Annotated in this window: 26 protein-coding genes and 5 tRNA genes; 14 read left to right on the top strand and 17 right to left on the bottom strand. The window is 62.2% G+C overall.

Going from position 1 to position 25,851, the window contains the following annotated elements; all coding sequences use genetic code 11:
• Positions 1-47 precede the first annotated feature (47 nt).
• Positions 48-1,628, top strand: a complete 1,581-nt coding sequence (locus tag HU764_RS05550) for a hypothetical protein (protein ID WP_186703674.1) — start codon at positions 48-50, stop codon at positions 1,626-1,628.
• A gap of 136 nt (positions 1,629-1,764) precedes the next feature.
• On the opposite strand, the gene HU764_RS05545 is transcribed toward HU764_RS05550, so the two are convergent.
• The 5 genes from HU764_RS05545 to HU764_RS05525 form a co-directional block, all read right to left on the bottom strand.
• Positions 1,765-1,840 (bottom strand) — tRNA-Gly (locus HU764_RS05545).
• Between the two features lie 87 nt (positions 1,841-1,927).
• Positions 1,928-2,003: transfer RNA gene (locus tag HU764_RS05540), tRNA-Gly, on the bottom strand.
• A 3-nt stretch (positions 2,004-2,006) separates the two neighbouring features.
• Positions 2,007-2,082 (bottom strand) — tRNA-Glu (locus tag HU764_RS05535).
• A gap of 92 nt (positions 2,083-2,174) precedes the next feature.
• Positions 2,175-2,250 (bottom strand) — tRNA-Gly (locus HU764_RS05530).
• A gap of 4 nt (positions 2,251-2,254) precedes the next feature.
• A tRNA-Glu gene (locus HU764_RS05525) sits at positions 2,255-2,330 on the bottom strand.
• Positions 2,331-2,663: 333 nt separating this feature from the next.
• On the opposite strand from HU764_RS05525, the gene HU764_RS05520 reads away from it, so the two are divergent.
• On the top strand, positions 2,664-3,431 hold the full coding sequence (locus HU764_RS05520) for a hypothetical protein (protein WP_186679551.1): 768 nt from the start codon (positions 2,664-2,666) through the stop codon (positions 3,429-3,431).
• Positions 3,432-3,498: 67 nt separating this feature from the next.
• Here the strand turns inward: HU764_RS05520 and HU764_RS05515 are convergent, their stop codons facing one another.
• Together HU764_RS05515 and HU764_RS05510 are read right to left on the bottom strand one after the other, a co-directional pair.
• Complete coding sequence (locus HU764_RS05515; protein WP_027596054.1) at positions 3,499-3,981, bottom strand: GAF domain-containing protein; 483 nt, start codon at positions 3,979-3,981, stop codon at positions 3,499-3,501.
• Positions 3,982-4,869, bottom strand: coding sequence for an ATP-binding protein (locus HU764_RS05510; protein WP_027596053.1), 888 nt, complete (start codon positions 4,867-4,869; stop codon positions 3,982-3,984).
• A 205-nt stretch (positions 4,870-5,074) separates the two neighbouring features.
• On the opposite strand from HU764_RS05510, the gene HU764_RS05505 reads away from it, so the two are divergent.
• Entirely contained in the window at positions 5,075-7,432 is a 2,358-nt protein-coding gene (locus HU764_RS05505) for a hybrid sensor histidine kinase/response regulator (RefSeq protein ID WP_186679548.1), read from the top strand.
• Here HU764_RS05505 and HU764_RS05500 read toward each other — a convergent pair.
• Both HU764_RS05500 and msrB read right to left on the bottom strand, forming a co-directional pair.
• Positions 7,422-7,910, bottom strand: coding sequence for a glutathione peroxidase (locus tag HU764_RS05500; protein WP_027596051.1), 489 nt, complete (start codon positions 7,908-7,910; stop codon positions 7,422-7,424). The two genes, HU764_RS05505 and HU764_RS05500, sit on opposite strands and share 11 nt — an antisense overlap.
• Positions 7,911-7,923: 13 nt before the next feature.
• The gene (gene msrB, locus HU764_RS05495; RefSeq protein ID WP_099453284.1) at positions 7,924-8,319 is read right to left on the bottom strand and encodes a peptide-methionine (R)-S-oxide reductase MsrB; all 396 of its coding nucleotides are present in this window, start codon (positions 8,317-8,319) and stop codon (positions 7,924-7,926) included.
• 167 nt (positions 8,320-8,486) lie between these two features.
• Here msrB and HU764_RS05490 point away from each other — a divergent pair, with 167 nt between their 5' ends.
• The gene (locus HU764_RS05490; RefSeq protein ID WP_085273706.1) at positions 8,487-9,698 is read left to right on the top strand and encodes a pyridoxal phosphate-dependent aminotransferase; all 1,212 of its coding nucleotides are present in this window, start codon (positions 8,487-8,489) and stop codon (positions 9,696-9,698) included.
• A gap of 244 nt (positions 9,699-9,942) precedes the next feature.
• Positions 9,943-10,830 carry a protease HtpX gene (gene htpX, locus HU764_RS05485; protein ID WP_016715101.1) on the top strand — a complete coding sequence of 296 codons (888 nt, stop codon included), beginning with the start codon at positions 9,943-9,945 and terminating at the stop codon, positions 10,828-10,830.
• 60 nt (positions 10,831-10,890) lie between these two features.
• Here the strand turns inward: htpX and HU764_RS05480 are convergent, their stop codons facing one another.
• Positions 10,891-11,541, bottom strand: a complete 651-nt coding sequence (locus HU764_RS05480) for a thiopurine S-methyltransferase (RefSeq protein ID WP_186703673.1) — start codon at positions 11,539-11,541, stop codon at positions 10,891-10,893.
• Between the two features lie 111 nt (positions 11,542-11,652).
• On the opposite strand from HU764_RS05480, the gene HU764_RS05475 reads away from it, so the two are divergent.
• Positions 11,653-12,420 carry a DODA-type extradiol aromatic ring-opening family dioxygenase gene (locus tag HU764_RS05475; protein ID WP_186679542.1) on the top strand — a complete coding sequence of 256 codons (768 nt, stop codon included), beginning with the start codon at positions 11,653-11,655 and terminating at the stop codon, positions 12,418-12,420.
• Between the two features lie 181 nt (positions 12,421-12,601).
• Here HU764_RS05475 and HU764_RS05470 read toward each other — a convergent pair whose 3' ends face one another.
• The gene (locus HU764_RS05470) at positions 12,602-14,284 is read right to left on the bottom strand and encodes a DEAD/DEAH box helicase (protein ID WP_027596046.1); all 1,683 of its coding nucleotides are present in this window, start codon (positions 14,282-14,284) and stop codon (positions 12,602-12,604) included.
• Positions 14,285-14,649: 365 nt separating this feature from the next.
• Positions 14,650-15,405, bottom strand: a complete 756-nt coding sequence (locus HU764_RS05465; protein WP_186679539.1) for a spermidine synthase — start codon at positions 15,403-15,405, stop codon at positions 14,650-14,652.
• 116 nt (positions 15,406-15,521) lie between these two features.
• Here HU764_RS05465 and HU764_RS05460 point away from each other — a divergent pair, with 116 nt between their 5' ends.
• A complete protein-coding gene (locus tag HU764_RS05460; protein ID WP_186679536.1) occupies positions 15,522-16,868 on the top strand; it encodes a class II 3-deoxy-7-phosphoheptulonate synthase in 1,347 nt (448 codons plus the stop codon).
• 24 nt (positions 16,869-16,892) lie between these two features.
• Here HU764_RS05460 and HU764_RS05455 read toward each other — a convergent pair whose 3' ends face one another.
• Positions 16,893-17,111 (bottom strand): DUF1127 domain-containing protein, encoded by a 219-nt coding sequence (locus tag HU764_RS05455; RefSeq protein ID WP_027596043.1) that lies wholly within the window; start codon positions 17,109-17,111, stop codon positions 16,893-16,895.
• 96 nt (positions 17,112-17,207) lie between these two features.
• Here HU764_RS05455 and HU764_RS05450 point away from each other — a divergent pair, with 96 nt between their 5' ends.
• Entirely contained in the window at positions 17,208-18,059 is an 852-nt protein-coding gene (locus tag HU764_RS05450; RefSeq protein ID WP_027596042.1) for a LysR substrate-binding domain-containing protein, read from the top strand.
• Between the two features lie 142 nt (positions 18,060-18,201).
• On the opposite strand, the gene HU764_RS05445 is transcribed toward HU764_RS05450, so the two are convergent.
• Positions 18,202-18,951, bottom strand: coding sequence for a sulfite exporter TauE/SafE family protein (locus HU764_RS05445; protein WP_186679533.1), 750 nt, complete (start codon positions 18,949-18,951; stop codon positions 18,202-18,204).
• 113 nt (positions 18,952-19,064) lie between these two features.
• Between HU764_RS05445 and HU764_RS05440 the strand changes: the two genes are divergently transcribed.
• The 3 genes from HU764_RS05440 (at position 19,065) to HU764_RS05430 (ending at position 21,100) form a co-directional block, all read left to right on the top strand.
• On the top strand, positions 19,065-20,021 hold the full coding sequence (locus tag HU764_RS05440; RefSeq protein ID WP_186679531.1) for a LysR family transcriptional regulator: 957 nt from the start codon (positions 19,065-19,067) through the stop codon (positions 20,019-20,021).
• A gap of 54 nt (positions 20,022-20,075) precedes the next feature.
• A complete protein-coding gene (locus HU764_RS05435; protein ID WP_186703672.1) occupies positions 20,076-20,531 on the top strand; it encodes a MarR family winged helix-turn-helix transcriptional regulator in 456 nt (151 codons plus the stop codon).
• Positions 20,532-20,671: 140 nt separating this feature from the next.
• Positions 20,672-21,100, top strand: coding sequence for an organic hydroperoxide resistance protein (locus HU764_RS05430; protein ID WP_027596038.1), 429 nt, complete (start codon positions 20,672-20,674; stop codon positions 21,098-21,100).
• A 58-nt stretch (positions 21,101-21,158) separates the two neighbouring features.
• On the opposite strand, the gene efp is transcribed toward HU764_RS05430, so the two are convergent.
• Positions 21,159-21,728 carry an elongation factor P gene (gene efp, locus HU764_RS05425; protein WP_099428595.1) on the bottom strand — a complete coding sequence of 190 codons (570 nt, stop codon included), beginning with the start codon at positions 21,726-21,728 and terminating at the stop codon, positions 21,159-21,161.
• 48 nt (positions 21,729-21,776) lie between these two features.
• A complete protein-coding gene (earP, locus tag HU764_RS05420) occupies positions 21,777-22,910 on the bottom strand; it encodes an elongation factor P maturation arginine rhamnosyltransferase EarP (RefSeq protein WP_186679529.1) in 1,134 nt (377 codons plus the stop codon).
• Positions 22,911-23,041: 131 nt separating this feature from the next.
• Here earP and HU764_RS05415 point away from each other — a divergent pair, with 131 nt between their 5' ends.
• On the top strand, positions 23,042-23,428 hold the full coding sequence (locus HU764_RS05415) for a hypothetical protein (protein ID WP_186703671.1): 387 nt from the start codon (positions 23,042-23,044) through the stop codon (positions 23,426-23,428).
• Between the two features lie 2 nt (positions 23,429-23,430).
• Entirely contained in the window at positions 23,431-23,901 is a 471-nt protein-coding gene (locus HU764_RS05410; RefSeq protein WP_186703670.1) for a GreA/GreB family elongation factor, read from the top strand.
• Positions 23,902-23,998: 97 nt separating this feature from the next.
• Here HU764_RS05410 and HU764_RS05405 read toward each other — a convergent pair whose 3' ends face one another.
• Complete coding sequence (locus HU764_RS05405) at positions 23,999-24,937, bottom strand: LysR family transcriptional regulator (protein ID WP_186703669.1); 939 nt, start codon at positions 24,935-24,937, stop codon at positions 23,999-24,001.
• Between the two features lie 118 nt (positions 24,938-25,055).
• On the opposite strand from HU764_RS05405, the gene HU764_RS05400 reads away from it, so the two are divergent.
• The gene (locus tag HU764_RS05400; protein ID WP_085273713.1) at positions 25,056-25,805 is read left to right on the top strand and encodes a 3-oxoacyl-ACP reductase family protein; all 750 of its coding nucleotides are present in this window, start codon (positions 25,056-25,058) and stop codon (positions 25,803-25,805) included.
• Positions 25,806-25,851 lie beyond the last annotated feature (46 nt).

Raw genomic sequence — 25,851 nt, 5'->3', positions numbered from 1 at the left:
GGAGGGTCGTCGGCGACCCTCCCCTTTTTGTCCATGGAGAACCGTCAATGGCCACTTCAAACACCTCGCCCAGCGGCAAACGATCAACCCCGGCTAAGCGCTCGAAAAGCAGCAGTACGCGTAATGACATGGTGTTCTATTTACCCCCCATCATTCCCGCCCTGCTCATGGACGTGGACGATGCGCCAAGCAATCAACTACCGTTCGCTGCCACCTACAAGCCACTGCGCGTGGAGTTCCCCAAATGGCTGTTCTCAGACCCTTCTGAGGAAGACCCTGAAACGCTGACGCTGTACATGGAAGTCTTGTATGACCTGGCCAGTGCCAGGACCGCCATGCGGGTCCCAGTCGCTTCTAAGACGTGGACTGCCCCGATTGCGGAAAACGACCTGTTCGTTGAAGTTCCCACCCGCTATTTGCGCGATGGTCGTTACAAGTACCACTATGAAGTCACGCTATTCAACGGCGATCTTACCCCGTCCAAAGAACTGATCATCAACATCGACACGACACCACCCTCGCTAGGCCAGACGCCCCTGTTCAGTTTCAACCCGGCTGTGGTCAGGAACACACTCACTGATGCCTACTTCCAGAACAACGACCAACAGCTCATAGGGGCATTGCCACGGCCTCGCGCTGAAGATATTCCACCAGGTTTCGAAGGCGAAACACTGCCTTATATCGGTGCTGCGGTCGGCGATGTGGTGATGTGGTACTGGAGCCAAGACCCCGCTGGCAATGAGTTGGTCGGCCGTCGTGAACTAAAAACGGTCGACTTGGGAAAGCCGCTGGAGGTGAGCTTTCCGGCTGATTTCATACGCCAATCCGGCAACGGGATGCATTTCCCTCGGTACGAAGTTCAGGACCGCGCCGGCACGGCGCTTCAGCGTTCGATGAGCGTGGCACTGAATTTTGAGGGTACTCCGGTTGCTGCCCGGACGCCGCCCAGCATCAAGGAAGCCTCTGGAAACGCGTTTTCCAGCGAACTCAAACCTGTCGATGCGAGCAATGGCGCAACAGTCCTCATACCGGCTTCAGCAGTAATCGAAGGGGCCAAAACCCGTGTGTATTGGGGGGCTCCTGGCACTGCCTTTGCCTATGAAACTGACACGCCAGTCTCTCCAGGTTCCAGAGAATATACAATCCCCAAGGCCTTCATTGCACCGCATATGAACAAGGTCGTCGAGGTCTACTACCACGTCCAAGTCGAGGGCGAGAAACCGTCGCAGATCCACCGCACCGCCGTGCAATGGATTACCGGCCTGCCCCGCACGCAGTCAGACCAGATCCAAGATGGGTTGTTGGTGTTGGATACCCTCAGCGGCGGCCCCGCCACCTTCACAATCGGCACTTGGTCACACATCGCCACCTCGCAGTACATCAGTGCCTGGATCGAAGGCGTGGAGCGCGGCAACGTGGAGAATGCAGTGATACTGCCGATCGCCACTGAGATGGAAGTGCCAAGCGAGGATACGACCATTACACTGGGCTCACTGGACAAAGCCAGCCTCGAGAAGCTTGCGCCACTTTATCAGTTTCGGATCCACGTACGCGTAAGCTTCGACGATAAGGAAAGTTGGAGGGTCTTTCCGTTCGTGGACGCGACGTTGGTGGACTCCGAACGTTGAGCATTATTTGGAAAAAAAAACGCCACTCGATTGAGTGGCGTTTTTGTAACTGAATACTTAAATGCAACGAAAAAAGACGCCTAAGCGTCTATTTTCAATGATCCACAGAACAATAACGCCTCTGCAAATCAATAAATGGAGCGGGAAACGAGACTCGAACTCGCGACCCCGACCTTGGCAAGGTCGTGCTCTACCAACTGAGCTATTCCCGCATTGTGAAGCTTTTACCGCTAATCGGCGTGAAGCGCCTTGACGACCTTCACCACCACTGCACCGCATAGACGCCACAGTATTTAAACTGGAGCGGGAAACGAGACTCGAACTCGCGACCCCGACCTTGGCAAGGTCGTGCTCTACCAACTGAGCTATTCCCGCAAATGGCGTCCCCTAGGGGACTCGAACCCCTGTTACCGCCGTGAAAGGGCGGTGTCCTAGGCCACTAGACGAAGGGGACACACAACACTTTTCAGTGCGCCAGATATTGAACCTCACGATTCAACCTGGGCTTTCTTTTCCTGCCCCGCCGTTAAGCGTTGCCGGAGAAACTGGAGCGGGAAACGAGACTCGAACTCGCGACCCCGACCTTGGCAAGGTCGTGCTCTACCAACTGAGCTATTCCCGCAATATGGCGTCCCCTAGGGGACTCGAACCCCTGTTACCGCCGTGAAAGGGCGGTGTCCTAGGCCACTAGACGAAGGGGACACGCTGCAAGCATTTACATGCTGCTTTCACTCCCTGCCGCGTTTCGCTTTGTGCTTTACGCTGCAAGTGGCGCGCATTCTATGGATGCTTCGAAGGTGCGTCAACCCCTTTGTAGAAATTTATTTAAATCAATGACTTCCGGGTGTGCCGAGCGCTGTTTCAGGCAGCCCGCAGGGGTTTGGCGTTGATTTTCTGGCGTCAAGTCAGCATTAATGTGCCAGCATCCAGCCATGGCATAGTTTGCCGATAGAAAAGAGAATGCCTGTCAGGGCCTCTTCCGAGCAAGCTCGCACCTACACTCAATAATGCAAACCTATTCATGAGGCATTAACGGTGACACCACTTCTGATCACTCTGCTCATCGTGGCGGGTATCGCGTTGCTGATCGTGATCGGCTACCTCAACAATGTGGTCGAGAACAGCAAGCTGGAACGCGCACGGTTGAAGATCGAGCTGGCCGACCGCTTGCGCCGCTGCGGCGAAATCACCGAGACCTTCCCCGGCCAGTTCATGACCCCGGCCCTCAAGCTGCTGCTGGCCCGCCTGGAGCTGAACCTCAACCAGCGCCAGCTGACGGTGGACAAGCACAATGCCGAACTCAAAGCGCGCATCGCCGAGCTGGAGGGCCTGATCGCCCTGGGCGAAAAGATCCCGGTGAACAACCCGCCCAACCCGATCCAGACCGAGGCCAAGGCCAAAGACGTACGTTTTCTGCTCGAAGCGCTGCACACGCAGGTGGCCCGCGCCGCACAGGAGGGCTTCCTGCCTGCCAACGAGGCCAAGCAGTGGGTCAAGGAGATCCGTCATATTCTGGTGCTGTTGCACATCGAGTTCTTCAACAACCTTGGCCAGCAGGCCTTGCAGAAAGCCCAGCCGGGCCAGGCACGCCTCGCCTTCGAGCGGGGTGTGCAGTATTTGCGCAAGCAGCCAGAGCCGAAGGTGTATGAAGAGCAGCTGACCTACTTGGAGAAACTGCTGGCACGGGCTAACGCCCAGGTGATGGACCGCATGGCGCCGGCGGAGGACGAGCACAACGAACTGACCGACGGGCTCAAGACCGACGAGGAAGAGACCTGGAAGAAGAAGGCGATGTACGACTGATTGCTAAACCTGCACTGGCCTCTTCGCGGGCAAGCCCGCGAAGAGGCCGGAACAGGCAACCCAATTATCAGCAGTCAGTCAATTCCAGAAAGATCGCCGCCAACCGCTCCAACCCCACCTGGTCCGCCTCACTGAAGCGCCCCACCTTCGGGCTGTCCAGGTCCAGCACCCCAATCAACCTGCCCGCCTTCACCAACGGAATCACCAGCTCGCTGTTGGATGCGCTGTCACAGGCGATATGCCCCGGGAACGCATGCACGTCTTCCACCCGCTGGGTTTGCCGCGTGGCCGCAGCCGCACCACACACACCCTTGCTGAACGGAATGCGCACACACGCCACCTGCCCCTGGAACGGCCCGAGCACCAGCTCTTCGTTGCGGTTCAGGTAAAACCCCGCCCAGTTCAGGTCGTCCACCTGGTTATAAAGAAACGCCGAAAACTGCGCGGCGTTGGCGATGAAGTCACGCTCGTCGGCAAACAGCGCCTGCACTTGCGCGGCCAGCAGGTTATAGCCATCGAGGCCGGCGCCACTGGCATTGAGGTCGATCATTTACTTTTGCTCCAGCAATTGCAGCCCGACCCAGTAGCGGGCGAACTGATAGGCACAACGGCCATTACGGTTGCCGCGGCCAGTGGCCCAGCGCACGGCGAGGATGTCCAGGGCTTCGTCACGCTGCCAGTTCAACCCGGCAGGGCGCGCCAACTGGCCGATCCAGTGTTCGACCACATTAAGGAAGTGGTCCTGGGTGAAGGGGTAGAACGACAGCCACAGGCCAAAGCGGTCAGACAGGGCAATCTTGTCTTCCACGGCTTCGCTGGGGTGCAGCTCGCCGTCGACGCGCTTCCAGTTCTCGTTGTCGCTCTCTTTTTCCGGCACCAGGTGGCGACGGTTGGAGGTGGCGTACAGCAAGACATTGTCGGGGGCTTGCTCCAGCGAACCGTCGAGCACGCTCTTGAGCACCCGGTAGTCGCCCTCCCCGGCTTCGAACGACAGGTCGTCGCAGAACAGGATGAAGCGCTGCGGCAGTTTTTGCAGTTGCTCGACCACCCGCGGCAGGTCGGCCAGGTGGTCGCGCTCGATTTCGATCAGGCGCAGGCCGGCACCTTCGTGCTCGGCCAGCAAGGCGCGCACCAGCGACGACTTGCCGGTGCCACGCGAGCCCCACAGCAAGGCATGGTTGGCCGGCAGGCCATTGATGAACTGATGGGTGTTGCGGCCCAACTGGTCACGTTGCTGGTCGACCCCGATCAGGTCGCTCAGGCGGATGTCCAGGCTGACTTCAAGGGGCATCAGGTAACCGGTGCGGCCATCGCGCTGCCAGCGGGCAGCCAAGGTGGTGTGCCAGTCGATGTCCGGGCGTGGTGCGGGCAACAGCGGCTCAAGGCGCGCCAGTACCGATTCGGCGCGGTCCAGAAAAGCAATCAAGCGAGCGTCCATGACGACTCCTACAAATTTCAGTTTTTTGGGGCCGCTGTGCGTCCCTTCGCGGGGCAAGCCCGCTCCCACAGGGCCCGCGCAGAGCCAGGGGCTACGCTGTACCTGTAGGAGCGGGCTTGCCCCGCGAAGGGCTGCACAGCGGCCCCCGCTTGGCGATCAACTGAAATGAACAGACAGACCCGCCAGCAGCCGGGGCTATTCGGCTATGCTTGCGCAGCGCAAGGGACGTGAAACCGGCTCGGGACTCATGGATATCAAGTTCACCAATCGCCTGTCATACAAGCAAGCCCGGCTGACAGTCCTGGTCGGCTTCATCCTGGGAACATTGCTCAGTCTCATCCAGATCGGCATCGATTATGCCAGCGAAGACGCATCCATCAACCGTGAAGTGCGTGCACTGCTGCAAATCAGCCACAACCCGGCTTCGCGCATCGCCTACAACATCGATGCCGAACTGGCCCTGGAGCTGACCCGCGGCCTGCTGCAATCGCCAGCAGTGATCCGCGCCCGGCTGATCGACAACAACGATACCGTACTGGCCGACGTCGAGCGCCCGCGCCTCGAAGACCGCTACCGCCCGCTCAGCGACTTCCTGTTCGGCGAGCAGCGCCAGCTTCAAGACCGCCTGTTTCTCGCCCATATGCCCAATGAATACCTGGGCACCCTGTACCTGGACGTCGACACCTACGCCTTCGGCAGCCGCTTCCTCGACCGCGCCGGCATTACCTTGTTCAACGGCTTTGCCCGCAGCCTGGTGCTGACCGGGATCCTGCTGGCGCTGTTCTACATGATGCTGACCAAACCGCTGGTGACCGTGATTGGCGCGCTCAGCGGCAGCGACCCGCGCAAGCCGCGGCAAACCCGGCTGGAATGCCCCCACGGCCACGAACACGACGAGATCGGCGTGCTGGTCAAAGTCGCCAACCAGCAGTTCGTCAGCATGGCCACCGAGATCGAGCAGCGGCGTAACGCCGAAAACCGCCTGACCCAGTACCTGAACGAGCTGGAAGACATCGTGTCGGCGCGCACCGACCAGCTCAAGGCCAGCAACAGCAGCTTGAGCCTGACCAACCAAGAGCTCGAAGAAGCCCGGCGCCGGGCCCTGGACATGGCCCAGGCGCGCGCGGCCTTCCTGGCCAACATGAGCCACGAGATCCGCACCCCGCTCAACGGCATGCTCGGCATGATCGCCCTGGCCCTGGACAGCCCGCTGCCCAGTGAACAGCGCCAGCAGATGACCATCGCCCACGACTCGGGCAAGGTGCTGGTGGAGCTGCTGAACGATATTCTCGACCTGTCCAAGTTCGATGCCGGCCAACTGGAGCTGGAACGCATCGCCTTCGACATGAGCTCGATGGTCGAGGACACCGCCAACCTGCTGTCGCAGAACACCGCGCAAAGCGTCGAGCTGACCTGCCTGATCGCCCGCGACTTCCCCAGCAGCGTGCTCGGCGACCCGACACGGGTGCGCCAGATCGTCAGCAACCTCTTGTCCAACGCGCTCAAGTTCACCCGCTTCGGCCGCGTCGACATCCGCCTGGTGACGATTGTCGGCGGTGTGCGCCTGGAAGTGCGCGATACCGGCATCGGCATCCCCGAGGAGGCGCAGGCGCGAATTTTCCAACCCTTCACCCAGGCTGGCGCTGGCATCACCCGCCAGTACGGCGGCACCGGCCTGGGCCTGGCACTGACGCGCAACCTGTGCAAGGCCATGCAGGGGCACCTGCATATCCAGTCCGAACCAGGCTTTGGCAGCCGCTTCAGCGCAGAGCTGCCACTGGCCGTGCACACTGAAGCCATCCCGCCGGCGCCGCTGCAGGGCCGCGTGGTGGCCCTGAGCGATGCCAGCAGCGGGCTGCATGAGCTGCTGCAAGACCTGCTGCCCGCCTGGGGCCTGGCGTACCAACGGCACGACAGCAGCGCAGGCCTGCACACTGCAGCGTTCGACCTGCTGATCACCGACGACCTGGAGCACCTGCTGGCACTGCGCCCTGCACTGAAGACGCCCATCCTGCTGGTGACGGCCTACGGCAATTTCCTGCCCAATGAGCAATCCATCAACCTTGCACCGCTGCACCAACTGGCCCGGCCACTGGCGCGCAACGCGTTGTACCAGACGCTGCGGCGTATCCTGCAAGGCCACGAGCCCGAGCACCCGCTGGCCAACCCGCACACCTCCCCGGAAGAAGGCCGTGCACGGATTCTGCTGGTGGAGGACAACCCGGTGAACCAACTGGTGGCCAAGGGCATGCTGGCCAAGCTCGGCTGCCAGGTACAGCTGGCTACCCAGGGCGCCGAGGCCCTGGCGTGGCTAGAACAAGAGGATTTCGACCTGGTGCTGATGGACTGCAACATGCCGGTGATGGACGGCTACGAAGCCAGCCGACGCATCCGCCAGAGCGGCCGCTGGCCAGACTTGCCAATCGTCGCGCTCACCGCCAATGCCATGCCCGAAGAGCGCGAACGCTGCCGGGCGGCGGGCATGAACGACTACCTGGCCAAGCCGTTCCGCCGCGAAGAACTGCTGGCGCTGGTCGAGCACTGGGTGCCGATCAGCGGCTGAGCAGGCGCTCGATGTCTGCTTCCAGTGCCTGCGGCTTGGTGGTCGGCGCGTAGCGCGTGACCTGGCCGCTGGCCGGGTCGACCAGGAACTTGGTGAAGTTCCACTTGATCTTCTGGCTACCCAGCAAGCCGGGGGCGCGCTGCTTGAGCTCGACGAACAGCGGGTGAGCACCCGGCCCGTTGACCTCGACCTTGCGAAACAGCGGGAAGCTCACGCCAAAATTGCGCTCGCAAAACTGCGCGATGTCCCGCGCTTCGCCCGGCTCTTGCTTGCCAAACTGGTTGCAGGGGAAGCCCAGCACCACCAGGCCGCGCTCGCGGTAGGCCTGCCACAGCTGCTCCAGGCCTTTGTATTGCGGGGTAAAGCCGCACTGGCTGGCGGTATTGACCACCAACAGGACTTTGCCTGGGAAGTCACCGAGCTTCTTGTGCTCGCCACCCAGCGTCACGCAGGGGATGTCCAGCATCGATCCAGCCATGTTCAGGCTCCGGTCAGTCACGTGGTCGAAGGTCGATGCACACCGAGTTGATGCAATAGCGCAGGCCGGTCGGGGGTGGCCCGTCAGGGAACACGTGGCCCAGGTGCGCATCGCAGCGGGCGCAGGTGACTTCGGTGCGGATCATGCCGTGGGAGGTGTCGCGAATCTCGATCATCGCGCTGTCTTCGATCGGCGCGTAGAAGCTCGGCCAGCCGCAGCCGGAATCGAACTTGGTCTGCGCATCGAACAGCGGCAGGCTGCAGCAGATGCAATGGTAGATACCATCACGGCGCTCGCTGTTGTACTTGCCGCTGAACGGCCGCTCGGTGCCTTTGAGGCGGCACACCTGGTACTGCTCGGGGTCGAGCATCGACCGCCATTGTTCAAGTGTCTTCTCGATCTTTTGCATGTAGGGACCTCGACAGGCTTAATTTCACCCCGCGCCGTCTTTTCCGTAACGCGGGTGGCACGTATATTAGTTGGCTTCGTGTGCCAGGCGTTCAGTCTGGCACCCGCTTCCTGCCCTTTCAAACCTTTCGAAAGGGCGCGGTGCGTATTCTCAACCGGGACCCCATCATGCAGTTCAGCAAATCGAACAAGCTCGCCAATGTCTGCTACGACATTCGCGGCCCAGTGCTCAAGCACGCCAAACGCCTGGAGGAGGAAGGCCACCGCATCCTCAAGCTGAACATCGGCAACCCGGCGCCGTTTGGCTTCGAGGCGCCGGACGAAATCCTCCAGGATGTGATCCGCAACCTGCCCACCGCGCAGGGCTACAGCGACTCCAAAGGGCTGTTCAGCGCGCGCAAGGCGGTGATGCAGTACTGCCAGCAGAAGGAAATCGAAGGCGTCACCATCGAGGACATCTACCTCGGTAACGGCGTGTCCGAGCTGATCGTCATGTCGATGCAGGCGCTGCTCAACAACGGCGACGAAGTGCTGATCCCGGCCCCCGACTACCCACTGTGGACCGCCGCAGTGAGCCTGGCTGGCGGCAAGCCGGTGCACTACCTGTGCGACGAACAGGCCGACTGGTTCCCTGACCTTGAAGACATCAAGGCCAAGATCACCCCGAACACCAAGGCCCTGGTGATCATCAACCCGAACAACCCGACCGGCGCGGTGTACTCCAAGGAGCTGTTGCTGGGCATGCTGGAGCTGGCGCGCCAGCACAACCTGGTGGTGTTCTCCGACGAGATCTACGACAAGATCCTCTACGACGAAGCCGTGCACATCAGCACCGCCTCGCTGGCCCCCGACCTGCTGTGCCTGACCTTCAACGGCCTGTCCAAGTCGTACCGGGTGGCGGGTTTCCGTTCCGGCTGGCTGATCATCTCGGGGCCCAAGCACCACGCCCAGAGCTACATCGAAGGCATCGACATGCTGGCCAACATGCGCCTGTGCGCCAACGTGCCGGCCCAGCATGCCATCCAGACCGCCCTGGGCGGCTACCAGAGCATCAACGACCTGGTGCTGCCACAAGGCCGCCTGCTGGAGCAGCGCAACCGCACCTACGAGTTGCTCAACGACATCCCGGGCGTGAGCTGCGTGAAGCCGATGGGCGCGCTGTATGCGTTCCCGCGGATCGACCCGAAGGTCTGCCCGATCCTCAATGACGAGAAGTTCGCGCTAGACCTGCTGCTGTCGGAAAAACTGCTGATCGTGCAAGGTACAGCGTTCAACTGGCCATGGCCGGACCACTTCCGCGTGGTGACCTTGCCGCGGGTGGACGACCTGGAAGCGGCGATCGGGCGGATCGGGAATTTCCTGCGGACTTATTCGCAGTAAGTGAAGGCCTCTTCGCAGCACAAGGCTGCTCCTGTAGGAGCAGCCTTGTGCTGCGAATGGGCTGCAAAGCAGCCCCAAAAGTTTCTTACATCCTGCAACGCTCTACCTCACAGCCCCCACCGCATCCTCTGCCATACTCCGCCGTACACAGTTTGAAATAGTCGCCCGATTGAATCGGCACGGCTTGCACCTTATATACCCCGCAGTAAGCAACACACTCATCCGTCAGGAGAACGTAACAACCATGATGCGCATTCTGTTGTTTGTAGCCACCAACCTCGCGGTGGTGCTGGTTGCAAGCATTACCCTGAGCCTGTTCGGTTTCAACGGGTTCATGGCCGCCAACGGGGTCGACCTCAACCTCAGCAGCCTGCTGGTGTTCTGCGCCGTGTTCGGCTTTGCCGGCTCCCTTGTCTCGCTGTTCATCTCCAAGTGGATGGCGAAGATGAGCACCGGCACCCAGATCATCTCCCAGCCGCGCACCCGCCACGAACAGTGGCTGTTGCAAACGGTCGAGGAGCTGTCGCGCGAGGCCGGCATCAAGATGCCCGAAGTGGGTATCTTCCCGGCCTACGAGGCCAACGCCTTCGCCACCGGCTGGAACCGCAACGATGCCCTGGTAGCGGTGTCCCAAGGCCTGCTGGAGCGTTTCTCGCCCGATGAAGTGCGTGCGGTGCTGGCCCACGAGATCGGCCACGTGGCCAACGGTGACATGGTCACCCTGGCGCTGGTGCAGGGCGTGGTGAACACCTTCGTGATGTTCTTTGCCCGCATCATCGGCAACTTCGTCGACAAGGTCATCTTCAAGAACGAAGAAGGCCAGGGTATTGCTTACTACGTCGCGACCATCGTTGCCGAGCTGATCCTGGGCATCCTGGCCAGCATGATCGTCATGTGGTTCTCGCGCCGCCGCGAGTACCGTGCCGACGAAGCCGGCGCACAACTGGCCGGCACGGCCGCGATGATCGGCGCCCTGCAGCGCCTGCGTGTGGAGCAAGGCCTGCCAGTCCATATGCCGGACACCATGAAGGCCTTCGGCATCAATGGCGGCCTCAAGCACGGCCTGGCCGGGCTGCTGATGAGCCACCCGCCGCTGGAAGACCGTATCGAGGCGCTGCGCCGTCGCGGTTGATTCACCCAGCAAAAACAAAAAAGGGCGACTTCGGTCGCCCTTTTTTGTGGGTGGTCCCCTTCAGAGGCCTATGCGATACACCCGCTCGAGCAGGCTGGTAGCACCGGCCTGGGCGAACTTCGGGCTCTGCTCAATGATTTCCAGCACCGCCAGCGGCTCCACCTGCCGACCGGCAAAGCCGTGCCGCACCTCATCATCGGCGACCGAAAACGGCGGGCCAGCCAACAGCGCCTGGTCATAATCCAGCGTCACCAACAGCCCTTGGCACCCCGCTGGCAGCACGTCAGCCAACAGCCGCATGTAGCGCAGGCGCATCTCGGGCGGTAAAGCAATCAACGCCGCACGGTCATAGAAACCCGCGCAATCGGCCACATCCTCGGCCCGCAAGGCAAAGAAGTCCCCGCACCACAGCTCCACCTCGGCGCTTCTCCAAACCTCGAACGCGCCCTTCTGCGAGACTTCAGCCTCAAGCCCGTGCTCTTGGAAAAAGCCCTCCACTGCCCGCCGCGACAGCTCCACCCCCAGCACCCGATGCCCCTGCCCTGCCAGCCAGGCCAGGTCCAGGCTCTTGCCACACAACGGCACCAGCACACGGCTGCCAGCCGGCAGCGCCAGCACTGGCCAGTGCGCTTGCAGGTAGGGGTTGACCTGCGCTTGATGGAAGCCGATCTGGTTGTCGGCCCATCGTTTGTGCCAGAACGCTGGCTCCATGGTTGCTCCTGTACTTATCAAGCGCTTCGATACATAGCGCAGAAAACTTGGTTTGGATTTCGATCGGTAACTGATCGAAGATGACTGCATCTTAACCCTCAGGACATCACCATGCTGCCCAGCCTGTTCATTTCCCATGGTTCCCCCATGCTTGCCCTGCAGCCGGGCGCCAGCGGGCCGGCCCTGGCCGGGTTGGCCAATGCCCTGCCGCAACCCAAGGCGATCGTAGTGGTGTCGGCGCACTGGGAAAGCCGTGAGCTGCTGGTGACCGGCAGCCAGCAGCCCGAGACCTGGCACGACTTCCACGGCTTCCCCCAGGCGCTGTATGCCGTGCAGTACCCAGCACCGGGTGCCCCTGCGCTGGCTGAGCAGGTGTGCGCATTGCTGGGCGCTGCCGGCTTGCCGGCGCGCACCGATGCGCACCGGCCGTTCGACCATGGCGCCTGGGTGCCGTTATCGCTGATGTACCCGGGCGCCAACATCCCGGTGCTCCAGGTGTCGCTACCCAGTCAGCTAGGGCCTGCCTTGCAGCTCAAGGTTGGCCAGGCACTGGCAGGGTTGCGCGCGCAGGGGGTACTGCTGGTGGGCTCGGGAAGCATTACCCATAACCTAGGCGAACTGGACTGGCACGCCGGGCCGGATGTGATAGAGCCTTGGGCGCTGGCGTTTCGGGATTGGGTGGTGGCGCGGCTGCAGGAGGATGACCGGGATGCGCTGGTGGGTTACCGGCAAGCGGCACCGTTTGCGGTGCGTAACCATCCCAGTGATGAGCATTTGCTACCGCTGTTTTTTGCCCTCGGGGCTGGGGGCACGTTCGGCATCGTCCACCAGGGGTTCACCTTGGGGGCACTGGGGATGGATATCTACAGGTTCGACTGAAACACAGATCCCCTGTAGGAGCAGCCTTGTGCTGCGAAGAGGCCGGTGCAAGCACAGTGAATGCTCGCTGCTTGCACTGGCCTCTTCGCAGCGCAAGGCTGCTCCTACAAGGGGCCTTGTGCGCTTCACTCAGGCAAAAAAATCCCCAGCTCAGGCCGGGGATTTTTTTATTACGCCAGGATCAATCTTCGCGGTAGCGACGCAGCTTCAGCTGCTTGCCAGCCACGCGGGTGTCCTTGAGCTTGGACAGCAGACGCTCCAGGCCATCTTCCGGCAGCTCAACCAGGCTGAAGCTGTCGCGTACCTGGATACGGCCGATAGCGTCACGGGCCAGGCCGCCTTCGTTGAGGATCGCACCCAACAGGTTCTTGGCAGCGATGCCGTCACGGGCACCCAGGGCAGTACGGCAACGCACGCGGCCTTCAGCCAGCGGCATTGGCGCACGACGCTCACGGTCACCACGGTCACTGCGCTCGCCACGCTCGGCACGCTCACCGGTACGCTCACGCGGTGCACCAACGCCCGGTACCAGCGGCTGCTCGCGCTCTACGGCAGCCAGGTCCAGCGCCTGACCATTGGTGGCTTTGCGCAGCAAGGCCGAAGCCAGGGCACGCGGGCTGCAACCCAGGTCGGTGGTCAGGCGGTCGAGCAGGTCGCCATGGCTGGCTTCCGATTCGGCCACCAGCGGCGCCAGGCTCGAGGTCAGTTTCTTGATGCGAGCATCCAGAACGGCCTGGGCATTGGGCAGGCGTGCTTCGGCAACTTTCTGCCCGGTAACACGCTCGATCACTTGCAGCATGCGGCGCTCACGCGGGGTGACCAGCAGCAGTGCACGGCCTTCGCGACCGGCACGGCCGGTACGGCCGATACGGTGAACGTAGGACTCTGGGTCGTACGGCATGTCGACGTTGAACACGTGCGTGATGCGCGGTACGTCCAGACCACGGGCAGCGACGTCGGTGGCGACGACGATGTCCAGGCGGCCATCCTTGAGCGAGTCGATGACGCGCTCACGCTGGTTCTGGGCGATGTCGCCGTTCAGCGCAGCAGCCTTGTAGCCCTTGGCTTCCAGCGCGGCGGCCAGGTCCAGGGTGGCTTGCTTGGTACGCACGAAGGCGATCAGCGCGTCGAACTCTTCAACTTCCAGCAGACGCAGAACAGCCGGGATCTTCTGGTCGGCATGGACCATCAGGTGAGCCTGGTCGATCGCGGTAACGGTCTGGGTCTTGCTCTGGATCTTGACGTGCTTGGGTTCACGCAGGTGACGTTCGGCGATCGAGCGGATCGACGACGGCAGGGTTGCGGAGAACAGGACGGTCTGACGGCTAGCTGGGATTGCGTCGAAGATCACTTCGAGGTCATCCATGAAGCCCAGCTTGAGCATTTCGTCGGCTTCGTCCAGTACCAGGTACTGTACGGTCGACAGGACTTTTTCGTCACGACGCAGGTGGTCGCACAGACGGCCTGGGGTAGCGACGACGATTTGCGCGCCGTTACGGATGGCACGCAGCTGTGGGCCCATCGGGGCACCACCGTAAACAGCGACCACGTTAACGCCCGGCATCTGCTTGGCGTAGGTTTCGAAAGCGGTAGCAACTTGCAGCGCCAACTCACGGGTTGGCGCCAGGATCAGGGCTTGCGGTTCGCGCTTGCTCACGTCGATCTTGTTGAGGATCGGCAGGGCGAAGGCAGCGGTCTTGCCGGTGCCAGTCTGCGCCTGGCCGATCATGTCGTGACCGGCGAGGATGATCGGGATCGACTGATGCTGAATGGCGGACGGCTCTTCATAGCCGGTAGCCAGTACAGCAGCAACAATATTCGGATTGAGATCGAGAGCGGCGAATCCGCCGGTTTCCTGGGTCATGGGTCTGCCTCTAGGTGCATCCGCAAAGACCCATGCTCCAAAGCTGCACATGCCTTGAAAGACCAGAAGGTCACCCAGGCAGCTTTGGCGGCGGGGATTTGCGAAAACGATTGAAAAAGAAAAACTTGGGAAGGTCCGCCTAGCGGACGTGCAGCCGAAGCTGGACTCGGAGGATTTGCACCACCTGATTTTGAGGTCCGCTAAAAGACCGGCGCGTACTATACCCGAATTAATGGGTTACGTGAGGAAAATTTTCAGTAGACCGGAGCCACCAGGTAGCCACTAGCGACCACGGGCTGAATCGTTAATTCACATCCCCTTGTAGGCGCAGCCTTGCGCTGCGCCTACAAGGGGATGTCAGCAGCTCAGGTCGCAGGCCGAATTTCTTTGATCAGCCCGTCAAGGGTATACCCCAACTGCGGCGCCAGCGCCTCGGCACGCGCCCGCAGCCCTTGCATGTCCAGCGTTTGCTCAAGGTCCGCCGGCACCAAGAGGATCACGTTGCCCTCCTTCACCGGCAACTCCCAATAATGCCGGTGGTACAAGCCGCGCAGCAGCGCCGCGCCCAGCGGCCTGCCGTCATCGCTGGCCCACTGGTTGATCACCAGCCACCCCCCAGGGTTGAGCTGTTTCTGGCAGTTGTCCAGAAAACCCCAGGCCAGATGCCCGACACCCGGGCCAAAGTCGGTGTACAGGTCGACGAAGACCAGGTCGGCCTTTTCTGCGCTGGGCAGCAGCTCGATGGCATCGCCCACCCGCACATACAGGCGCGGGTCATCATCCAGGCCCAGGTATTCCATGGCCAGGCGCGGCACGTCTGGGCGCAGCTCGATGGCTTCGATATCGTCCAGCGGCAGAAACTTCATGCAGGCCTGGGTCAGCGTGCCGGCGCCCAGGCCCAGAAACAGCGCACTCTCGGGCTGCGCGTGGCACAAGGCGCCGACCAGCATGGCGCGGGTGTAGTCATATTCCAGCCAGCTGGGGTCGGCGGTGAACACGCAGCTCTGCTCGATCGCGTCGCCGAATTCGAGAAAACGGTAGTCGTCCACCTCGTACACGCTGATGACGCCAAAGGCATCTTCGACCCGTGCCAGTAGCCGCTCTTCCCGTTCCGCCGTCATGTTCGCCACTCGCCCGTGCAAAAACGCGCATTGTCCGCCAACACCCCCGATGCAACAAGCGCGGCGGCAACTGTTACCATGACCCAAAGCCTACAACCCACAAAATCGAGCCCGACATGAACGCACCGTGGAGCCCTGACAGCTGGCGTGCCCTGCCTATCCAGCAGCAACCGACCTACCCCGACGCCGCGCACCTGCTCAAGGTCGAACAGACCTTGGCCAGCTACCCGCCGCTGGTGTTCGCGGGCGAGGCCCGCGAGCTGCGCCGGCAGTTCGCCGAGGTCACCGAAGGCCGCGCGTTCCTGTTGCAGGGCGGCGACTGCGCCGAGAGCTTTGCCGAATTTTCCGCCGCGAAGATCCGCGACACGTTCAAGGTGCTGCTGCAGATGGCCATCGTCATGACCTTTGCTGCCGGCTGCCCGGTGGTCAAGGTCGGGCGCATGGCCGGGCAATTTGCCAAGCCGCGCTCTGCGGGCGACGAGACCATCGGCAACGTCACCCTGCCCGCCTACCGTGGCGATATCGTCAACGGCATCGGCTTTGATGAAAAAAGCCGTGTCCCCGACCCGGACCGCCTGCTGCAGGCCTACCACCAGGCCACCGCCAGCCTCAACCTGTTGCGCGCCTTTGCCCAGGGTGGCTTTGCCGACCTGCACCAGGTGCACAAGTGGAACCTGGACTTCATCGCCAACTCGGCGTTGGCCGACAAGTACCATCAACTGGCCAACCGTATCGACGAGACCCTGGCCTTCATGCGCGCCTGCGGGCTGGACAGCGCGCCGCAACTGCGCGAGACCAGCTTCTTCACCGCCCACGAAGCGCTGCTGCTCAACTATGAAGAAGCTTTCGTGCGCCAGGACAGCCTGACCGGCGACTACTACGATTGCTCGGCGCACATGCTGTGGATCGGCGACCGCACGCGCCAGCTCGACGGCGCCCATGTCGAGTTCCTGCGCGGCGTGCACAACCCGATCGGGGTCAAGGTCGGCCCCAGCATGAACCCCGAAGAACTGATCCGCCTGATCGACACCCTCAACCCGAGCAACGACCCCGGCCGGCTCAACCTGATCGTGCGCATGGGCGCCAACAAGGTCGGCGACCACCTGCCAGGGTTGATCCGCACTGTCGAGCGCGAGGGGCGCAAGGTGCTGTGGAGCTCCGACCCGATGCACGGCAACACCATCAAGGCCAGCAGTGGCTACAAGACCCGTGACTTTGCGCAGATCCTCGATGAGGTGAAGCAGTTCTTCCAGGTGCACCAGGCCGAAGGCAGCCATGCGGGCGGGATCCACATCGAGATGACCGGGCAGAACGTCACCGAATGCATCGGCGGCGCCCGCCCGATCACCGAAGACGGCCTGTCGGACCGTTACCACACCCACTGCGACCCACGCATGAATGCCGATCAGTCGCTGGAACTGGCGTTTCTGATTGCCGAAACCCTCAAGCAGGTGCGCCGCTAAACCGCCGCATCTACAAAAAACGGCCTATTTGCGCAGCGGATCATCCCAGAAGTGCCGCTCGGCCTCTTGCTGGATATCCGCCCGGCTCAAGCCCAGGTCGTGCAATGTCGCATCGCTGAGGCTGGCCAGTTCCTGGCGCTGACGGTACAGCTCCCACCAACGCGCCGGCCGCTGCAGGGCTGCGTGCCACAGGTGGTTCAGGGAAAAGGCAGGTTGCTGGATGCTGCTGACATGACCTTTCATCGTGAAGCCCTCCGTGTTGATGGCTCCAGTCTCGCGCCGGGCTTAAGATCAATCCAACGAATGTTTCTGATGCCATGCATCTCGGAGATTGATGCAATGTCCCAGTATCAAAGCCTTGACGCCGACGTGTTGCGCACCTTCGTCGCCATTGCCGAGCAAGGCGGTTTCACCCGCGCCGGCGAGGTGGTCAACCGCACCCAGTCGGCGGTCAGCATGCAAATGAAACGCCTGGAGGAAGACATCCTGCAGCGCCAGCTGTTCGAGCGCGAGGGCCGCCAGGTACGCCTCACCGCTGAAGGGCAGGTACTGCTTGGCTATGCCCGGCGCATCCTCAAGCTGCACGGCGAAGTGTTCAATACCTTGCGCATGCCGCACATGGTCGGAGTGGTACGCATCGGCACACCCGACGATTACGCCATGCGCTTTCTGCCGACCATCCTGTCGAGTTTTGCCCAGGCTTACCCGCTGGTGCAGGTGGAGGTGCATTGCGATTCGTCAAAGCAATTGATGCTGCGTCAGGACCTGGACCTGACCATCGTCACCCGCGAACCGGGCAACGAAGTCGGCCAACTGTTGCGCCAGGAACGATTGGTGTGGGCTGCCGCCGAAGGGTTTTGCCCGCAGGAGCAACGGCCCATGCCGGTGGCGCTGTTCAACACCGACTGTTTTTGCCGCGCCTGGACCTGCAATGCGCTAGAAGCGCAAGGCATCGACTACCGCATTGCCTACACCAGCCCAAGCCTGGCGGCGATCTTTGCCATCGTCACTGCCGGGTTGGCGGTGACGGCACAGTTGCAGAGCCTGATCGGCGGCAACATACGGATTTTGGGCGAGAGCGACGGGCTGCCGCAGTTGCCGGTGGCCAATGTGATGCTGGTGCGCAGCACGCAGCACCCGTCCCCGATCACCGATTGCATGGCCGATTACATCGTCGAAGGGTTCAAATAGATCAGTGGCAGCCATAGCTTTGTGTAGGAGCAGCCTTGTGCTGCGAAGAGGCCGGTGATTTCAGCGACATTTTGCGCTGCTTGGACGGGCCTCTTCGCAGCGCAAGGCTGCTCCTACAGGGAGATGGCTGCAGCATGTACGCTCAAAGCTCAAACCCCAACATCACCGCACACACCACCAGAAACGCACAAAACATCGCCCGCAACACCTTCTCTGGCAGGGCATGCGCCAACCTCACCCCCCAGCTGATGCTGAGCAGCCCACCCACCGCCAAGGGGATCCCTACCCCCCAATCAACACTCTGGTGCACGCCATAGGTCAACAGGGTCACCGTCGTACTGGGCGCCGCCAACGCCAGCGACAACCCCTGCGCCACCACCTGCGTGGTCCCGAACACACTGGTCAGAATAGGCGTGGCGACTACCGCGCCCCCTACCCCGAACAACCCACCCATGGTCCCGGCAAAACTGCCCAGCACGCCCAGCCACGGCCAGGCGTAACGCAGTTCAGGGCTGGGCGGCGCGACCTTGAGGAACATCCGCGCCACGTTCCACACCGCCAGCGCCACCAGAAAGCCGACAAAGCCCAGCCGCATGGACTGGGCATCGATGCCCACCGCCCAAATCGACCCCAGCCAGGCGAACAGGAAACTGCACAGTGCCAACGGCAGCGCATGGCGCAGCTCGATGCGGTTGCGCTGGTGGTAGCGCCACAGCGCCAGCAACACATTCGGCACCACCATGACCAACGCAGTGCCCTGCGCCAGCTGTTGGTCCAAGCCGAACAACACCCCCAGCGCCGGGATTGCAATCAACCCCCCACCAATCCCGAACAAACCACCCATGGTGCCCAGGGCAGCGCCCAACGCGATATACAACAACCACTCGATCATCAGGGCCTCTGCGCCTCTCGCTTGTAATGGTGAGCATGCTACCGAGTCGGGGCTGGTGGGGAAACGCACAGCAGTGCACAATGGCTGTGCGTTTTATGCAAAGCCGAGCCACCATGAACCCCGATATCCTCACCGACCAACTCAGCCTGTTTCTCGACGTGCTGGAAACCGGCAGCTTCTCTGCCGCCGCGCGGCGCCACCCGTTGACGCCCTCGGCCGTTGCCCGGCGCATCGACAACCTCGAAAGCGCCGTGGGCAGCCGGCTGTTCACCCGCAGCACCCACGCGGTGCGTGCCACCCCGGCCGGCAACGCTTTTGCCGAACGCGCACGACGCATCATCGAGGAGCTGCGCCTGGCCCGCGCCGAAGCTGTCTCGTTGAGCAGCGCCCCGGAAGGCCTCATCCGCATCGACGCCCCCGCCGCGTTTGGCCGTCGCCACCTCGCCCCGGCCATCGCCGACTTCCTCGTGGCCTACCCCGGACTGGACGTGCACCTGCGCCTGATCGACAGCTTCGTCGACATGCAGGGCAGCCACCTTGGCGAAGTCGACCTGGTATTGCGTGCAGGCCCCCTGGCCGACACGCGCCTGGTCGCCACACCGCTGGCCTACATGGTGCGCATCGCCTGCGCCAGCCCGGCCTACCTGGCCAGCCGAGGCGTACCGGCGTGCCCCAGCGAGTTGCCTGCGCACGACGGCCTCGACTGGGACGGCCTGGCGCCACCGTTTGCCTGGCGCTTCAGCGTGGCCGGCCAGGCCCGCCTGTACCGGCCATCGCGCATGCGCATGGCCGCCAACAACGCCGAAACCCTGCTGTTCGGCGCCCTCGCGGGTTTGGGCATTGCCCATCTGCCCACCTGGCTGATCAGCGACTACCTGCTGCGCGGCGAACTGGTCCCGCTGTTTTGCGAAGGTGGCCTGCCAGCCGCCGAGTCCAGTGGCATTTATGCGTTACGCCTGGCACATGAAACGAACTCTCGCAGCCGTTTGCTGCTCGAATTTCTCAAGAGCCGTTTCAGCCCCATTCCACCCTGGGACCTGGCCCTGCGCAGTGAACTGCGCTGGCAATGAACGCACTAATGATCAGCGTGCTAGATTTCCCCATTGATTATTCCAAGGACCTGCATGAACGCCGACACCCAAGCCTCCTGTGACGAGCTGCTGCTGGACAACCAGGTCTGCTTCGCCCTGCATTCGACCTCGTTGCTGATGACCAAGGTCTACAAGCCGCTGCTGCAAACGCTGGGCCTGACCTACCCGCAGTACCTGGCCATGCTGGTGCTGTGGGAGCGGGATGGCCTGACCGTGGGCGAGATCAGCCAACACCTGCTCACCGACCCTGGCTCGTTGACCCCGCTGCTCAAGCGCCTGGAAAGCGAAGGCCTGCTCAAGCGCACCCGCAGCCGGGAGGACGAACGGGTGGTACTGGTGCAACTGACCGACAAGGGCCGTGATTTGCAACAACAGGCCAAACAGGTGCCCCCGTGCATCCTCAAGGCCAGCGGGCGCAGCCTGGAACGCCTGAAACAGCTGCAAGCCGACCTGCTCGAACTGCGCGACAACCTGCAGAAAAACCTCTGAGCGCTATGCTGTGTGATGGCCGTTCGGATGAACGGTGATGATTTATCTTGCGCGCAAACTAATTGCGCGCTAATTTAAATCCCACACCTACCCAGCGCCGCCGCCACCCGGTTGCGCACAGCACATTAGCGAGGCTCAAGATGCAAAAGGTCACTCCGCTGTACATCGCAGAAGCCACCTCCACTGGCGGGCGCGACGGTAAATCCCGCTCCAGCGACGGCAAGCTGGAAGTCAAGCTGAGCACCCCCAAAGAACTGGGCGGCGCGGGCGGTGACGGCACCAACCCTGAACAAATGTTCGCGGCCGGCTACTCGGCCTGCTTCATCGGCGCACTGAAATTTGTCGCCGGGCAAGAGAAAAAAGCCCTGCCGGCCGATGCCTCGATCACTGCAAACGTGGGCATTGGCCAGATCCCGGGTGGTTTCGGCCTGGACATCGACCTGCACATCAACCTGCCGGGCCTGGCCCAGGCCGATGCCGAAGGTTTGGTGGAGAAGGCGCACAAGGTCTGCCCTTACTCCAACGCCACCCGCGGCAATGTGGATGTAAGGCTGCACGTGACGGTCTGAATGCAGGCATAAAAAAACCCGGCCGAGGCCGGGTTTTTTGTGCGCATCACAAGAAGAATTACTTCTTGGAACGGCCTTTGAAGCTGTTGTCGCGAGTGTCGATGTCGATCCACTCGTCGATCTGGATGAAGTCGGCAACCGAGATCTCGGTACCGTTTGCCAGCTTGGCAGGCTTCATCACTTTGCCGGAGGTGTCACCACGCGCAGCGTTCTCGGTGTAGACAACTTTACGGCTGATGGTGGTCGGCAGTTCAACCGATACCAGGCGGCCTTCGAAGAAGACGGCTTCGCAGATGTCTTCCATGCCTTCTTCGATGTACGGCAGAACGGCGTCGATGTCTTCGGCGTTCAGTTCGTACATGGTGTAGTCGGTGGTGTCCATGAAGGTGTACGAGTCACCGCTGATGAACGACAGGGTCGCTTCTTTGCGATCCAGGATCACGTCGTCCAGCTTGTCGTCCGCACCGTAGACGGTTTCGGTCTTGTAGCCGGTCAGCAGGTTCTTCAGCTTGGTTTTCATGATCGCGCTGTTACGGCCCGATTTGGTGAACTCAGCTTTTTGAACCAGCCACGGGTCGTTGTCGATCCGCAGTACGGTACCGGGTTTCAGTTCTTTACCAGTTTTCATTACGAAGTATCCGAATCTGGATGGATTTATAAAAATCGAGGCCGCATATCATAGCCAATTTCGGTAAAACTGTACCAGCGTCATGGCAAGGTCCGGCCGAGTGGCCTGCCGGGCCGCCCAATCTCGGGCATGCTGCTGCAGTTCTGGCCAGTGCCGCTGGGCCGCTTGCCACGCCTGGCCGACGTCGTTGTCCATGTTCCAGGCACGCCACAACGCAACCAGTGCGTCAGCGGCATCGTCTGACAGGCCTTGTCGATAATGCGCAAGGAACGCTTCGAGTTTTTCCCAGTGGGCGTTCTCGTCCTGCACGTAGATGTGCCACAGCATCGGCCGCCCAGCCCACTGCGCACGCACGAACGAGTCTTCACCGCGCACGGCATTGAAGTCGCAGGCCCACAGCAGGCGATCATAATCGTCCTGGCTGACGAACGGCAAAATTTGCACCGTCAGCGACCCGCGCAGGCGCACATCGCCCACCGCCAGCCCCGGCTCGCCCAGCCAATGGGCGACGTCAGCCAGGATGCGCCCTTGCGGTACCAGTAGGTGGGTCGGCTGGGTATCTGCTGCCAACGCATCCAGCCAGTTGCCCAGCTGGGTGTTCTCATAGGCGAACAGCGAGATCAGCCGCGCTTGCGCCTCGGGGTGTACACCCAGGCGCTGCAAGAATGCCTGCCGGGCTTCGGCAGACTGCGCGAAGGCTTCGCGCCGCGCCAGTAAATCGCCCTCACGCAACAGGCCACCGGTTTTTTCGGTAAAGCCTGGGAAGAAGAATACTTTGCGCAAGCCGTTGGGCTGGGGCGACGGCAAACCGTGGCAACCCTCAACCCAGTCCTCTGCACTGAGGTAGTCGAGGTTCAGCCACAGCGGCGGCTTGGGCCGCGCACGCATGGCCTCGACATAGTGCACCGGCAGCTGGCAGGCGAACGCGCCGATCACCACCTCGGCAGGCTCCACCGGCAGCCACTCGGCAGGCCACTGGCGCACATCGACACCGTGCTGCCATTGTTGCAGCGCCGTGGCATCGGCACCGGGGCACATCGGCACGAAGGCGTTCAGGTCGTCCACCCACAGGCGCACCGCCAGATCGTGCTCGTCCACCAGTTGCCGCGCCAGGCGCCAGGTGACGCCGATGTCGCCATAATTGTCGACGACGGTGCAAAAGATGTCCCAGGTGGCCTTCATGTGCCCTCCCCCTCATGGTGCCCAAAACCGCGAATTCTGCGGATTAATTGCCGTGGACAAAAGCACCCACGGGTAAAATTCGCCGACAGCGTGCGACAATGCACCTCGAACTGCCCTGCCAGGAGGCTGCCATGCCCCGCCACCGCGAACTGAAAATCACCCTCAAGCCGTTGCAACTGATCCTCTGCGTGGCCTTTGGCCTGTGGCTGGGCGCCGTGGCCATCGCCATGAGCCTGTGGTTGGCGTTGCAGCTGTGGCCAGAGCAGGTGCAGCCGGTCGCCCAGGCCATGGCCCCTGCCCGCAGCCAACCCGCCGCGCCGCCACCGGCAGATGCCCAGGGCGAAATGTTCGAGCGCTACAAGGACATCCTGCACCAGCAGCAACTGCAACAGGCCGCCGAGGCCGCCCAAGGCAACCCTCGCAACCTTAACAGCCCCAAGTGCCAGTTCTGGCTGCAACAGAACCGCACCGCGCCCACCGAAAAAAGCCAGGCCCATGTGCTGGAGTTCTGTTACTGAAGATGGACAAGCCCCTGCTACTCACGCGCATCGTCGCGACCCTCGAACATGACGTAGACGTGCTGAGCCGCGCCGCGCAGACCGCGTACGAAGCCGCCACCGCGGAAGAGAACATCGCCGAAAACAAGTATGACACCTTGGGCCTTGAAGCTTCGTACCTGGCAACCGGCCAGGCGCGGCGTACTGCCGAGATTCGCCAGGCGTTGCAGATTTACCAGCAACTGCTGTTGCGTGACTACGACCCTGCGCGTGGCGTGCAGGTGAGCAACCTGGTGACCCTTGAGGACGAGGGTGGCCAGCAACGTAGGCTGTTCCTCGGGCCTGAGGCGGCGGGGTTGAAAGTGGGTGAAGGGGATGAACTGGTGACCGTGATCACACCGCGCTCGCCGCTGGGGCAGCAGCTGGTGGGCAAGCGGGTAGATGACGAGGTGAGCTTGGGGGCGCAGGTATTTTTCATTGTTGATGTTGCCTGACCCGGCCTCTTCGCGGGGCAAGCCCGCTCCCACAGGTATTGCGCCACCCTGTGGGAGCGGGTTTACCCGCGAAGAGGCCGGTTCAGGCAGCATCAATCTAAAGGCCCTGCAGCGCATCGAACTGCCCCGCCAACCCCTGCTGGGCGAACTGCTCCACGACAAAATCGATAAACGCCCGGGTCTTCCCGGGCAACAATTTGTGCTGGGCGTAATACACGCTGATATGCCCATCGTCCACATACCAATCCGGCAACACCCGCCGCAGCCGCCCGGCCTGCAGGTAAGGCACGGCAAACGGCAGACTGACCAAGGCAACCCCCAACCCCTGCTGCGCCACCGCGCAGGCCGCATCCGAATCACTCATGGTCATTGCTTGGCGCAGCACCAACGGCTGCTGCTCCTGCCAGCGACTGGTCAGCGGCCAGGAGCGCACCCGGCCGGTCTGCGGTGAGCGAATCAGAATGCCGGCGTGGCGCTGCAGCGCCTGCGGGCCCTCGATCGGCGCCTGTGGGTCCAGGTAGGCAGGCGCAGCCACCAGCACCCGGTGTGCCGGGGTCAGCTTGCGCGCCACCACCCCCGGCGGCAAATCAAAACCGCCACCGATGGCAGCATCGAAGCCTTGGCCGATCAGGTCGACCTGGCGATTGTCGAAATGCCAATCCGGGGTAATCGCCGGGTAACGGCGCAAGAATTCTCCCAACAGGGGTAACACGTACAACCGCCCAAACACCGTGCCCATGCTGACCCGAAGCAACCCGGCTGGTTGGCCTTCGGCACTGGCCAGGTTAGCCACGGCGTACTGGATGGTACGAAAACTGTCACTCACTTCACCCAGAAAACGCTGGCCTGCTTCGGTCAAGGTCAGCTTGCGGGTACTACGCTGGAACAGTCGCACGCCCAACCGGGCTTCCAGCTGAGCCACATGCTTGCCCACTGCGGCGGGGGTCAGGCTCAGGCGGCGAGCGGCCTCGGCGAAGCTGCCGACCTCGGCGCTGCGGATAAAGCATTCGAGGGCGTTGAACGACTCCACGGCCATGATTAACAACCAAGGGTTTACTCTGCTGATAGTGATTGCCATCTTATCAGCAGGTAATTAGCCACCGATACTGCGCCCATCCAAGGCATTCGGCCTTGCTTCCCAGCAGGAGATCAGCATGTCCAAACAACTTCCACTCGACGGTAAGGTAGCCCTGGTCCAGGGCGGCTCCCGCGGCATTGGTGCGGCCATCGTGCGCCGCCTGGCCCGCGACGGTGCTCGGGTTGCCTTCACCTACGTCAGCTCCGCCGGCCCGGCAGAACAGCTGGCCCAGGAAATCATCGGCAACGGCGGCCAAGCCCTCGCCCTGCGCGCCGACAGCGCCGACGCCGCCGCCGTGCAATTGGCGGTGGATGACACCGCGAAGGCCTTTGGGGGGCTGGACATTCTGGTGAACAACGCCGGTGTGCTGACGGTGGCGCCGATCGCCGAGTTCGACCTGGGCGACTTCGACCGCATGCTGGCGGTGAATGTGCGCAGCGTGTTCGTCGCCAGCCAAGCGGCCGTGCGCTACATGGGCCAGGGCGGGCGCATCATCAACATCGGCAGCACCAACGCCGAGCGCATGCCCTTTGCCGGTGGCGCCCCCTACGCCATGAGCAAATCGGCGCTGGTTGGCCTGACCCGCGGCATGGCACGCGACCTCGGCCCCCAGGGCATCACCGTCAACAACGTGCAGCCCGGCCCGGTAGACACCGACATGAACCCGGCCAGCGGTGAGTTTGCCGACAGCCTGATACCGCTGATGGCCATCGGGCGCTATGGGCAGGTGGATGAGATTGCCAGCTTCGTGGCCTACCTGGCGGGGCCGGAGGCGGGGTACATCACGGGGGCCAGTTTGACGGCGGATGGTGGGTTTGCGGCTTGAGGTGGGCGCAGTTCTAGGTGTCTGCCTTGGTTTTTTTTTGCGCCTG

Origin of the sequence: Pseudomonas kermanshahensis (genome assembly GCF_014269205.2) — a bacterium.
Taxonomy (GTDB): Bacteria; Pseudomonadota; Gammaproteobacteria; order Pseudomonadales; family Pseudomonadaceae; genus Aquipseudomonas; species Aquipseudomonas kermanshahensis.
Note: the sequence above shows the minus strand (reverse complement) of the source record. Positions and strands in the feature narration are given on the sequence as shown.